Source organism: Jeongeupia naejangsanensis (genome assembly GCF_016865585.1).
GTDB classification, from domain to species: domain Bacteria; phylum Pseudomonadota; class Gammaproteobacteria; order Burkholderiales; family Chitinibacteraceae; genus Jeongeupia; species Jeongeupia naejangsanensis.
Window position 1 is genome coordinate 913,070 of the sequence record NZ_JAESND010000001.1, and the last position, 12,633, is coordinate 925,702.

A 12,633-nucleotide genomic window follows, 5' to 3' on the forward strand; every position below is an offset into this window, starting at 1 on the left:
TGGAGCTTACTCCAGGTCAAGCGCAATGACCTGCCGCCCGTCCGGACTACGGTACCAGCCGATAGCCGACGCCGGTTTCGGTCAGCAGATGCTGCGGCTGCGCCGGGTCGGCCTCGAGCTTCTGCCGCAGGTGACCCATGTAGATGCGCAGATAGTGGCTGTGCTCGACATAGGCCGGCCCCCAGACTTCGAGCAGCAGCTGCCGGTGCGTCAGCACCTTGCCCGCATGACGGATCAGGACCGACAGCAAGCGGTATTCGATCGGCGTCAGGTGCAGCGCTTCGCCGCCGCGCGAGACTTCGCGTGCCACAAGGTCGATTTCAACGTCGCCAACGGTCACCTTGCCGTCGCGGCTTGATGCGTCCTGCCGGGCATGACGGCGAAGCAGCACGCGGACCCGTGCCATCAGCTCGGCAACGCCGAACGGCTTGGTCAGGTAATCGTCGGCGCCTGCGTCGAGCGCGGCAACCTTGTCGCTCTCCTGCGTGCGGGCCGACAGCACCAGCACCGGTACATCGGAGAACGCGCGCAGTTCGCGGACCAGCACGATCCCGTCGCCATCGGGCAGGCCGAGATCGAGGATCAGCAGATCGGGCTGGCGCGTACCGGCCGCGATCAGGCCGTCGCGTACAGTGCCGGCGACATGGCTGACCATGCCCTCGCCTTCGAGGGCCAGCGACACGAAGCGGGCGATCTGCGCCTCGTCTTCGATCACGACGACGGTCGGGGCAAGGGCAGAGAGGGACGACGGGACAGGCATCAGGCAGCTTCCGGCGGGGAGGCGAAAAAGTCCGGGTCGGCATTCGGCAGTGCCGGCGGAGGACGGCGCGGCAAGCGGATGGTGAACATCGCACCGACGGCTTCGTCGTTGGTTTTGGCGTTAACGCTAGCGGCGCTGATGGTACCACCGTGGGCATGGACGATGGCCCGGCACAGCGCCAGCCCGAGGCCGACGCCGCCGATGCTCCCTTCGGCCGTGCCACGGCTGAACTTGGCGAACAGCGCTTCCTCCTGCCCCGTCGGCAGGCCCGGGCCGGTATCACTCACGAGCAGCAGCAGGCTGGCCGGTTCGGCCCGGGCCGCCAGCGTGATCGTGCTGCCCGCCGGCGTGTATTTGGCCGCGTTGTCGAGCAGGTTGACCAGCACGCGTTCGATCAGCACCGCGTCGAACTCGACCAGCGGCAGATCGGCCGGCACGGCCAGCACCACCCTGTGTGCAGCGAGCCGCTGCCCCATCGCCCGCAACGTGGCACCGAACACTTCTTCGACCGACTGCCAGTCGCGCCGCAGCCGCACCTCGCCCGACTGCAGGCGCGCCATGTCGAGCAGATTGGCGACCAGTTCGTTCATCCGGCGGGTCTCGTCGACCAGCTGGACGGCCAGCGACTGCGAGACCTCGGCCAGCGGCTGTGAGGCCAGCGTGCTGGCTAGGCCGTGCAGCACCGTCAGCGGCGTACGCAGGTCGTGCGAGATCGTCGACAGCAGGTTGTTGCGCAGCTGCTCACCCTGCATCGACACCAGCGCCTCCTGAGCGACCTCGACGAAGTGCACGCGCTCCAGCGCCAGTGCGATCTGCGCCGCGCATGTCGACAGGAAGCGCTCGTGTTCGGGACCGGGCTGCCAGTCGCCACGCGGCGTCAGCGCCAGCACGCCGCGCACGCGCACCGGGGCCGCCAGCGGCAGATAGTACGCCGACGACGCCGGCAGCGTTCCGGTACCGCGCCCGGCCGGCTGGCCATGGCGGAACACCCAGTCGGCCACCGCCAGATCGACCGGCGCACCGCCGACGTGCGAGAGCACTTCCTCACGACTCGGCAGAGCCAGCCCGACGTCGGCATCGACGCGCGGCGCCAGTTGCGCCAGCGCGATCTCGACGACCTGCTCATGCGTCAGCGCCGCCGCCAGTGCCTGCGACAACTCGTACAGCGCCGCGGTACGCCGCTCGCGCCGCGTCGCCGCATCGGCCTGGAAACGCAACCGTGCCGACAGCTGGCTGATCGTCAGCGCCACGCCGAGCATCACGATGAAGGTCAGCAGGTACTGGGTATCCGAGACATTGAACGACAGCTGCGGCGGCACGAAGAAGAAATCGAACGCGGCGACGCTGAGCAGCGCCGACGTTGCGCCGGCGGTTCGGCCGAAGCGCACCGACACCAGCAGGACCGACACGAGGTAGAGCATCACTACGTTGGGCAGCTCGACGACCTTCGACAGCGGCACCAGCAGCGCCGACGAAATCCCGCAGCCGATGGCGGCCGCCAGCATCCCGCCGGAGCGACGCCCGAGATCGACCGGTGGCCACCAGGCGCGCTCGGGCGCGTTGACGCGGATGGACTGGATCGCCAGACCCGGTGCCTGTGCGAGCACACGTTCGGCCAGCCCCGAACGCAGCCCCGACAGCCAGCGGCGCGGGGTTTCGCCGATGATCACCGTGCTGACCTCGTGCTCGCCCGCGTAAACGGCGATCGTTGCCGCGACATCGCGTCCGGGCAGCGTCGCGGTTTCGGCACCCAGCGATTCGGCAAACTTGAGCGCGGCAAACAGCCGCGCGCGCATCGCTGCGTCGCGGGACAGACGCGGTGACTCGACCAGCACGGCGAACCAGTCGGTTTTCAGCCGGCCAGCCAGTCTGGCGGCATGCCGCACCAGCCGGTCCGGCTGCTCGGCATACGGCAGCACCACCATCACCCTGCCCTCGGCAGTCGCGGAGCCGCTCGCGCGGCGCTCGGCATCGACGCGTTCGGCGGTGCGGCGCAGCGCCAGTTCGCGCAGTGCAATCAGGTTGGATTTGCGGAAGAAGTGCTCGCGCGCCCGGCTGGCGGCCTCGGCGAGATAGACCTTCCCCTCGGCCAGCCGGCCGAGCAGCTCGTCGGGCGGCAGGTCGACGAGCACGACGTCGTCGGCCGCGTCGAACACGTGATCGGGCACCGTTTCGCGCACCCGCACGCCGGTAAGCTGGCCGACGACGTCGTTGAGGCTTTCCAGATGCTGGACGTTGACCGTCGTATACACGTCGATACCGGCGGCAAGCAGCTCGTCGATGTCCTGCCAGCGCTTCGGATGGCGGCTGCCGGCGACATTGCTGTGCGCCAGCTCGTCCACCAGCAGCAGTCCCGGCGCACGCGCGAGCGCGGCATCCAGATCGAACTCGGACAGCGTACGCCCCTGATGCGGCATCGCGCGCCGGGGCAGCGCCGGCAGGCCGTCAAGCATCGCCTGCGTCTCGAGCCGCCCGTGCGTTTCGACCAGCCCGGCAACGACATCGACACCCTGTGCCGCCTGTGCCCGCGCCTGCACCAGCATCGCGTAGGTCTTGCCGACACCGGCATTGGCGCCGAAGAACACTTTCAGCCGGCCGCGCTGCGCACGCGCTTCCTCGGCCTTGAGTTCGGCCAGCAGTTGATCGGGGTCGGGACGTTGGTCTATCGGCATTGGCGGTCGTTCGAAAAGATTAGGTTCATTCTATGCCCGAGGCCGGTCCGCGGGGCGCGGCCTCGGGAGCAAGCCGGCTCAGGCGCGCAACAACCGTTCGCCCCAGCTCTCGCCGCCGCGTGGACGCGTATGCGGCAGCACCGGCACGATCAGTCGGGTCCGGCCCGGCAGTCGCGAAATCCAGCGGCCGTAAACACGGTCGGCCAGCCGGTGCAGCGCCGTCACGCGGGCATCGAGGTTGGCAAGGATATCGGCCTCGGCCTGCACCGACGCAAAACGGTGCAGGCGGATGTCCTCGGCGTCGCTGCGGCACCACTGCCGCACGCTGTCGGCGGTGACCTCGAGATGCGACTGCAGCCCCAGGTGCGGTCCGATCGCGAAACCCTTGTTCATGCAGTACGTGCCGAACAGCACACGCTTGGCGCCGCGCGGGATTTCGAAAGTGTCGAAATGCCAGTGGAACAGCTCAAGCTCGCGCCGTGCCCCGAACCATTCGACCGCCTCGTCAAAACGCGTCACCAGCACCCGCCCCCAGCCGATGTGCGGCACGCTGTTGCGGCGAACTTGCGCCCCCAGCGTCTTGGCCAACAACTGGCCACCGAAGCAATGGCCGAGCACCGGCCGTTCGAGCCGGATCGCATCGCGCAGCAGGGCCTGCTCCCGGCGCATCCACGACAGGTCGTCGTTCACGCTGGCCGGCGAGCCGAGGATGACCACGCCACTGAACTCGCCCGCGCGCGTCGGCGGTGTTTCGCCGGCATCGACGGCAAACAGCCGCCACGGAATCGCGTGGGCCTCGAAAAAGTCGATCAGATAACCGGGACCTTGCGCCGCATCGTGGCGGCAGATGGCTACAGGCTGCATGGCGTCACTCAAGGTGAAGAACACGCAGCCACTTTAGGGAAGGGCATATCAACGGCGCGCAAAGAAACGGCGGCGCCACATAAAAACGGCGTAAAAACCCGCGCCGGCAAGCAATGCACAGCGCGCGCCACGCAAAACACTTACAAACAACAAACTACATTCGTTATTACTTATTCAGTTGCACGAAATATTGAACACACAATAATCGATGTTCTCATCAACCTTTGCAGGAAACGAGCATGAAACTGCATCAAGCGCTCAACGCCATCTTGCTGGCGCTCGGCGTCACCGCCGCAGCGTATGCGGCCGATGGCATGACGCCGGGCCAATGGCTCGAAGCCAACAATACCCAGATCATCAGCACCAGCCCGGCCTACCCCGACTACACCGATCTCGCCGCCTTCGGCAAGGCGATCGGTGATGCCCGCGTCGTACTGATCGGCGAGCAGACCCACGGCGAAGGCAACGTGTTCGAGCTGAAGAACCGCATCGTCCAGTACCTGCACAAGAAGAAGGGCTTCGACGTGCTGCTGATCGAAAGCGGCATGGTCGACGGCACGGCGCTGTGGGACTACGCCCAGTCCGGCGGCAAGATCGCCGATCAGGCTCCGGGCCGGATTTTCTACATGTACTCGCGCACCAAGGAAGGCCGTGGCGTACTCGAGTACGTCGACAGCCAGCGCACCAGCAAGCGCCCGCTGATCCTCGCCAGCTACGACACGCCGCACGCCGGGCTTGAATCGATCAACCGGCTGCTGCCCGATCTCGAGCGTTTTCTGGCCGCGCGCCAGTCGCCGGCACTGGCCGATCCGCGCTGGCAGGCCTATCTGCGCGCTGCGCAGGCGGTCGTCTCGGACAACTTCAACGGCCCGCCATCCGACGCGGACAAGCAGGCGCTGATCGACCTGACACCGGTACTGCTTGCCGAACTGGACGACAGTGTCGCCGCCAGCGGCCGGATGTTCGATTCGCCCGGTTTCTGGCGCCTGCAGATCGCGAGCATCCGCGCCGGCGCCAGTGACCAGTGGCAGATCGACAACGGCGGCGTGGCATTCTGGGCCGCACGCGACCAGCAGGCCGCGCAGAACATCGCCTGGCTGGCCGACAAGTTCTATGCCGGCAAGAAGCTGGTAGTGTGGGCGCACAACTTCCACGCCGGCGCATTCTGGGGATACACGCTCGGCGACTTCGTCATCCAGCATTTCGGCCAGAAAGACACCTATCTCGCCGGCTTTGTCGGCTATGCCGGCGCCACGCGCAATATGGACAACAGCACGATCGGCGAGATTCCGGCCCCCCGCGCCGGGCTGATCGAAGCCGAGTGGCGCGCAGCCGGCCTGCCGATGGCTTTCATCGACATGAAGCAGCGCAAGAACGTGCCGGACTGGGTCTGGTCGATCTATGCCCGCCCGTTCAACTACACGGACGTGGACTGGCCGATCTTCTATTCCTTCCACGGCCTGTTCTACGTCGACCAGCCGGTACCGGCCACACCGATTCCGTAAAGCCTTTCGGCCACGCCGAGATGCAAAAATGGGGCGCCAAGGCGCCCCGTTTTCATCGCGCGGCAATCACGCCGCAGCGGTCCGGATCGGTTTCTTCAGCGCCCACAGCGCCAGCGCGGTAACCACGGTACCGGCCAGCAGCGCAACCAGATACATCCCGAGATGGGTAATCGCGTTCGGGATTGGCAGCACGAACACGCCGCCGTGCGGCACTTTGAGTTCGGCCCCTGCCGACAGCGAGATCGCCCCGGCGACGGCCGAGCCGAGCATGCACGACGGGATCACCCGCAGCGGATCGCGCGCGGCGAACGGGATCGCGCCTTCGGTGATGAAGGCAATTCCCAGCACCGCCGCAGCCTTGCCCGCATCGCGATCCTCGGCGGTGAAGCGGTTCCTGAACAGCCAGCACGCCAGCGCGATACCCAGCGGCGGCGTCATGCCGGCGACCATCGCGGCAGCCATCGGCGTGTAGATCTGGCTGGCGATCAGCCCGGCGCTGAATGCATACGCCGCCTTGTTCACCGGCCCGCCCATGTCGAACGCCATCATTGCACCGATGATCGCACCGAGCGCCAGCGCGCTGCCGGCCTGCATGCCCTTGAGCCAGGTTTCCATTGCGTGCAGCACCATCGCCACCGGTTCGCCGACGACGTACATCATCAGCAGGCCGACGATCAGCGTCGAGAACAGCGGCAGGATCAGCACCGGTTTCAGCCCTTCCAGATTGCGGTGCAGCCTGATGTGCCGGTTCAGCAGCAGCGTGATGTAGCCGGCCAGAAAGCCCGAAATGATGCCACCAAGAAAGCCCGCGCCGATCGCGCCGGCGAGCATGCCGCCGACCATCCCCGGCGTGATGCCCGGTCGGTCGGCGATTGAGTAGGCGATATAGCCCGACAGCACCGGAATCATCAGCGCGAACGCCGATTTGGCGCCGATCTGGAACAGCGTCCACGCCAGCGTGCCCTTGTGTGCGTCGTCGAAGGCGTAGATGCCGCCGAGCGCGAAAGCCACGGCAATCAGCAGCCCGCCGGCAACGACGAAGGGCAGCATGAACGAGACGCCGGTCATCAAATGCTTGTACGGCCCGCTGAAGTTGTTGCGCGCCTTCTTGGCCTCGGCCGCCTCATCGGCCAGCCCCTGTTTTGGGGGCGCCGCCCCCTGCACCGCCGCACCGGCGATCGCATCCTCGATCAGCTTCACGCCGTTGTTGATCGCACGCTTGGTGCCGGTCTCGAACACGCGCTTGCCGCCGAAACGGCCCAGATCGACCTGCGCATCGGCGGCGATGATGACCAGATCGGCGTCCAGAATCTGTTGTGCGCTCATCGGGCTTTGCGCGCCGACCGAGCCTTGCGTCTCGACATGGATCTCGTGGCCAAGTTTGGCGGCAGCGGCCTGCAGCCCTTCGGCCGCCATGAAGGTATGGGCGATACCGGTCGGGCAAGAGGTGATCGCGACGATCTTCAGCACCTTCGGCACTGCCGCCACGGCGACGTCGGGCACGCCAACTGCCGGCGCAGCCGGGGCGATCCGGCCCAGCACCGCGTCGGCGCCGGTGATCGCCTCGTCGAGGCCCAGCTTGTAGATCTGCTTGCCCTGATACGGCGCCAGATCGACGTCGTCATCGGCGGCGACGATCACGCCGTGGGCGTCGCGCAGTTCGTCGCCGCTCAGCACCTGCTGCACGCCAAGCCGGGTGCGGACTTCGATGTTCAGTGTGAACTTCAGCGTGTCGGCAGCGCGCGCCAGCGCTTCGGCGGCCATCAACGGCCGGGTCAGGCCGTCGCGGCTGGCCACCACGGCGACCAGGGAGGGGGACAATCGGGACATGACTTATTCCTCGGTAGCGTGGGCAGGTGCCACGTGGCTGGAAGGCTGTTCGATGCGGCGGATTTCGACCCGCGCGGCGATCGCGTCGATGTCGGACTGCGCCGGCAAGGCCGGGCCGACGACAGCAAGCTTGGCGCTGGCGCAGGCCACGGCGCGGCGCAGCGCATCGTCGCCGTACCGGCCTTCGAGCTGCGCGGCTATCAGGCCGGCGACCAGTGCATCGCCGGCGCCGACGGTACTGCCGAGGGCGAGTGCCGGCGGCAGGGCTTGCCGGACCGCATCGGCCTCGACCAGCAGCGCGCCCTCCTCGCCGAGCGACACCACCACCTGTGCAATACCGCGCTGCTGCAGTTCTTGCGCCGCAGCGACGACGTCGGCGAGCGTCGGCAAGGCACGGCCGGCCCATTGTTCGAGTTCGCGGCGGTTGGGTTTGACGAGATGCGGCAGTGCGGCCGACGCCGTGCCCGACAGGCTGGCGCGCAGCGCCTCGCCGCTGGTATCCAGCGCCACCTTCACGCCCTGCGCATGCATCAGCGCGGTGATGAAACGGTAGAAACCGGCCGGCACGCCGATCGGCAGGCTGCCCGACAGCACGACCCATGCGGCGTTGCCGGCCAGCGTGTCGAGCTCGCGCTCCAGCGCCTGCTGCGCGTCGGCGTCGACCGTGAACGACGGCAGGTTCAGATCGGTCGTCTGCCGGCGCTGTTCGTCGACCAGCTTGATGTTGATCCGCGTTTCGCCATCGACGCCGACCATGCGGTTGTCGAGGCCACGGTCGTCGAAGAAGCGCTCGAACACCGCCGCGTTGTCGCGACCGAGAAAGCCCGTCACCGTCACCGCCAGGCCGTAATCGGCAAGGCAGGCCGCCACGTTGATGCCCTTGCCGCCGGCATTCCGGGCGGCGTCGGCAGCCAGATTGACTTCGCCGGCGCGCAGCGACGGCAGCGCCACGGTCAGGTCGATCGCCGGATTGCACGTCACTGTCACCACCGGCTTCTGCTTCAGCGCCAGCGATACCTGCTCGCCCAAGGCCTGCAGATCGCCTTGTTCGGGGGCAAGGACATCGTCCCGGGCGGTTTCGCCCACCGCGTCGCGCCATGCATCGACGACATGCTGGCCCGACAACAGTCGTGCCGAAACCCGGCGCAGCAACGGCAGATAGCCGAGGTAAGCCTGTCGGCGCACCATCACTTCCCGGGTGGCGGCATCGGTCATCTCGCTGGCGGCCTCGCGCGTCAGGTGACGCTCGACCCGGCGCAAGGCCAGCTCCAGCGCCTTGCCGGCGACAAGCGGATCGTCCGGGCTCGGCTCGGTGGCCCTGCCCGCAGCTGGCGGGCGGGCCGGCGCTGTGCTCGCGGCAGGCTTGAACCCGGCCGGCGCATTCGCCTTCTCGGCATGGCTCAGCTCGGCAATCGTGGCGCACAGCGCGGCGATCGCATCGCTGGCATCGTCGCCTTCGGCCGACACCGTCAGCCGTGCACCGTACTCGGCGCCAAGCTGCAGCAGCGACACCATGCTCTTGGCGTTGGCGATTTCATCGCCATGGCGGACGCGCAGCTGCGCATTGAAGCGCTTGGCGGTGCCGACCCAGCCGCTGGCCGGCCGGGCATGCAGGCCGCTCGGATAATCGAGAACGATCTCGGCCTTGACCGAAAAATCCGCCACACCGCCGGCCGGCGCCGCTGCTGCCGGCGCTTCGTCGGCCAGCGCGGCGACGATCTCGTTCACGTCGCCGGTCACGAACAGTCTTTCAAGTCGTGCTTCGTCGCCGAGCAGTCGGGTCAGCCGGCGCAGCACGGCGATATGTTCGTCGTTCTGCGCGGCAATGCCGACGATGAAGCGCGCTTTCTCCTCGCCCATCCACATCACGCCCGCCGGCACCTGCAGCACGGCAATGCCGGTCTGCTTCACCAGATGCCGGTCTTTCGGAATGCCGTGCGGAATCGCCACGCCGTGGCTCAGATAGGTGTTCGCCTGGTCCTCGCGCGCCAGCATGCTGTCGCCGTAGGCCGGATCGATGAACCCTGCTTCGGCCAGCAGCGCGGCCACTTCGGCGATCGCCGCCTTCTTGTCGGCCGGGCTGGCGTTCAGTCGCGCCAGTGCCGGGGTGAGCAGTAAAGCCATGTCGGAGACTCCTGTCGGATGACGCAACAATTTGAAAACGTTTTCATCAATAACGTCAATACGGGTTACACCCTTGATGCACCAAGAGCGTCCTTCATCGTGGTGCACCTACGGCTGAAAGCGAGCAAATGCGCCGATTTTGCGTGCACCAATGGTGTACGCAGCCGACAAAAGGCGTTGTCTCACGTCGAAAACCGACAAAATCCAGCCAGCCGGCGCTAGCCAAGGCGGAGCGACGCTGATAGATTACTAGAAAACGTTTTCAGGTTATTATCGATTCATGGCCATGAAACCCAGCATCAAGGACGTCGCCGCTGCGTCGGGGCTGTCGCTGGCGACGGTGTCGCGGGCGCTGGCCGACAACGGCCTCGTCAACGAGCAGACCCGGCAGAAAGTGCTGGCCGCCGCCGAGGCGCTCGGCTACCGGCCCAATCTGCAGGCACGACGGCTGCGCTCGAAGCAGTCGCAGACGATCGGGCTGATCGTTGCCGACATCCGCAACCCCTTCTTCACCGCGGTCAGCCGCGCGATCGAGGATGCTGCCTACCGCGAAGGCATCCGCGTACTGCTGTGCAACAGCGACGAGGACCCGGCCAAGGAAGCGATGTATCTGCGGCTGATGCAGGAGGAACAGGTCGGCGGCGTGATCTTCTCGCCGACGCTGTCGGCCGCCGCCGCCATTGCAGGCACGACGTTCGACTTCCCGCTGATCACGATCGACCGCGCACTCGGCGATGCCGACTGCGTCGCGCTGAACAACCACGAGGCCCTCGACAAGCTGGTCGATCATCTCGTCGCCAACGGTTACCGCCGCATCGGCGGACTGTTCGGCAATACCAGCGCCACCGGCCAGGCGCGACACGATGCTTATGTATCGGCCATGCACCGCCACGGCCTGACGCCCGACGCGCACCGGCTGGTGCCGACGATGGACGCCGCACAGCAGCTGGTCGGCGACCGGCTCGATGCCGGCGACGCGCCCGAAGCGCTGATCGCCAGCAACGGCCTGACCCTGCTTGGCGCGATGCGCGCCATCCGCCAGCGCGGGCTGCGCATTCCCGACGACATTGCGCTCGCCGGCATCGACAACGAGGCATGGACCGAACTGGTCGAACCGGCGCTGACCGTGATCGGCCAGCCGACGTACGACATCGGCGACACCGCGATGCGCATGCTGATGAACCGGATCCACGAACCCGCGCTGTCGCGCCGCGTCGTCGCCCTGTCGGGCGAACTGATCGTGCGCGATTCGACCCGCCCCCGAACTGCCTGACGGAGATTGCCATGCCCACTTCCACGCGCCCGCGCAACGCGCTGTACGCCCAGTCCGGCGGTGTCACCCCGGTCATCAACGCCTCGGCCTGGGGCGTGATCGATACCGTGCGCCAGCATCCGGAGCGGATCGGCTCGCTGTTCCTCGCCCGCAACGGCATTCTCGGCGCACTGAACGAGGCGCTGATCGACGCGGCAACGCTCACCGACGCGCAACTGGCGTCGCTGAAAACCACGCCGGCCGGTGCTTTCGGCTCCTGCCGCCACAAGCTGAAAAAGGATGCCGAGTTCGATCGGCTGGTCGCACTGTTCGAGGCGCACGACATCGGCTACTTTTTCTACAACGGTGGCGGCGACTCGGCCGACACCTGCCTCAAGGTCGCCGAACTGGCACGATCGCGCGGACTGGACCTGACCGCCGTGCACGTGCCGAAAACCATCGACAACGACCTGCCGCTGACCGACTGCTCGCCGGGCTTCGGCTCGGTCGCCAAATACATCGCCACCTCGGCGCGCGAGGCCGGGCTCGACATCGCGTCGATGGCGCCGACGTCGACCAAGGTCTTCATCATGGAAGTCATGGGCCGCCACGCCGGCTGGACCGCCGCCGCTGCCGGCCTGGCGGCCGCCAACGCCGACACGCCGCCGCACCTGATTCTGGTGCCCGAGATCGCCTTCGACGAGGCACGCTTCATCGCCGCGGTGTCGCAAACCGTCGAACGCGTCGGCTATTGCGTGGTCGTCGCGTCGGAAGGTATCCGCGACGGCGAAGGCCGCTTCCTCGCCGAGAGCGGTGCCACGGATGCCTTCGGCCACGCCCAGCTCGGCGGCGTCGCGCCGGTGCTCGCCAATCTGGTCAAGGAGAAACTGGGCGCCAAGGTGCACTGGGCGGTCCCCGACTACCTGCAGCGCGCATCGCGCCACATCGCCTCCGCCACCGATCTGGAACAAGCGATCGCCGTCGGCCAGGCTGCCGTTGGCTTCGCACTCGAAGGCAAAAAGAGCGTAATGGCCGCCATCGTCCGCGATCAGGCCACGCCCTACCGCTGGCACGTTGACGCGGTGCCGCTGTCCGACGTTGCCAACAAGGAAAAAACACTGCCGCGCGATTATCTGGACGCCGAGGGCTACCGGCTGACCGAAGCCGGCCGTGAATACTTCGCGCCACTGATCCGTGGCGAGGCCTTCCCGCCGTTTGTCGAAGGCATGCCGGCACTACCCAACTGGCACTTCGACGACGTGGCCAAGCGGCTGGTGCCGTTCAAGGGGTGAACGCTCGCCGCGCGGGCATGACGGCATGCGTGCAATCCGGACACCGCCCAACGGCTGCCGTTGAACGGTCGGATGGCACGACAACATGCTACCCTGCGCGGCTACTTTTACCGTGCTCCGGAGTCACCTCATGTTTACCTGTCTGAACCAAGCTTGCGAAGCGAAGTGGAAGCCCGAGGAAGTCGAAATCACGAACGAAGGCCAGGGCGAGCTGTTCCGCTGCCCCCTGTGCCGCGCCCGCAACTACGTGACGCGCAGCGTCAACGCCGACGGTTCGGTCATCTACAAGCAACTGCCGCCGCCGCCCAGGATCGGATAACGGCTGCGGCCGGTA

At 66.9% G+C, this 12,633-nt stretch carries 9 protein-coding genes; 4 read left to right on the forward strand and 5 right to left on the reverse strand.

All coding sequences use genetic code 11. The features are described 5' to 3' along the window. Positions 1–46: 46 nt before the first annotated feature. The 3 genes from kdpE to JMJ54_RS04475 all read right to left on the reverse strand — a co-directional run bounded on the left by kdpE (position 47) and on the right by JMJ54_RS04475 (position 4,296). A complete protein-coding gene (kdpE, locus tag JMJ54_RS04465; RefSeq protein ID WP_203536724.1) occupies positions 47–760 on the reverse strand; it encodes a two-component system response regulator KdpE in 714 nt (237 codons plus the stop codon). Further along, positions 760–3,432 (reverse strand): DUF4118 domain-containing protein, encoded by a 2,673-nt coding sequence (locus tag JMJ54_RS04470; RefSeq protein WP_203536725.1) that lies wholly within the window; start codon positions 3,430–3,432, stop codon positions 760–762. Before JMJ54_RS04470 ends, kdpE begins: the two co-directional genes overlap by 1 nt. A gap of 78 nt (positions 3,433–3,510) precedes the next feature. Continuing rightward, on the reverse strand, positions 3,511–4,296 hold the full coding sequence (locus tag JMJ54_RS04475; protein WP_203536726.1) for a type 1 glutamine amidotransferase: 786 nt from the start codon (positions 4,294–4,296) through the stop codon (positions 3,511–3,513). Between the two features lie 239 nt (positions 4,297–4,535). Here JMJ54_RS04475 and JMJ54_RS04480 point away from each other — a divergent pair, with 239 nt between their 5' ends. Beyond that, positions 4,536–5,801, forward strand: a complete 1,266-nt coding sequence (locus JMJ54_RS04480) for an erythromycin esterase family protein (RefSeq protein ID WP_203536727.1) — start codon at positions 4,536–4,538, stop codon at positions 5,799–5,801. A 66-nt stretch (positions 5,802–5,867) separates the two neighbouring features. Here the strand turns inward: JMJ54_RS04480 and JMJ54_RS04485 are convergent, their stop codons facing one another. Both JMJ54_RS04485 and pfkB read right to left on the reverse strand, forming a co-directional pair. Further along, positions 5,868–7,631 (reverse strand): fructose-specific PTS transporter subunit EIIC, encoded by a 1,764-nt coding sequence (locus tag JMJ54_RS04485; protein ID WP_203536728.1) that lies wholly within the window; start codon positions 7,629–7,631, stop codon positions 5,868–5,870. Positions 7,632–7,634: 3 nt separating this feature from the next. Next, the gene (pfkB, locus tag JMJ54_RS04490; protein WP_203536729.1) at positions 7,635–9,755 is read right to left on the reverse strand and encodes a 1-phosphofructokinase; all 2,121 of its coding nucleotides are present in this window, start codon (positions 9,753–9,755) and stop codon (positions 7,635–7,637) included. A 286-nt stretch (positions 9,756–10,041) separates the two neighbouring features. Between pfkB and JMJ54_RS04495 the strand changes: the two genes are divergently transcribed. From JMJ54_RS04495 to JMJ54_RS04505, 3 genes are all read left to right on the forward strand, one after another. Further along, positions 10,042–11,028 carry a LacI family DNA-binding transcriptional regulator gene (locus tag JMJ54_RS04495; RefSeq protein ID WP_203536730.1) on the forward strand — a complete coding sequence of 329 codons (987 nt, stop codon included), beginning with the start codon at positions 10,042–10,044 and terminating at the stop codon, positions 11,026–11,028. An 11-nt stretch (positions 11,029–11,039) separates the two neighbouring features. After that, positions 11,040–12,299, forward strand: coding sequence for a 6-phosphofructokinase (locus JMJ54_RS04500; RefSeq protein ID WP_203536731.1), 1,260 nt, complete (start codon positions 11,040–11,042; stop codon positions 12,297–12,299). 130 nt (positions 12,300–12,429) lie between these two features. After that, positions 12,430–12,618, forward strand: a complete 189-nt coding sequence (locus JMJ54_RS04505) for a hypothetical protein (protein WP_203536732.1) — start codon at positions 12,430–12,432, stop codon at positions 12,616–12,618. Positions 12,619–12,633: the final 15 nt, after the last annotated feature.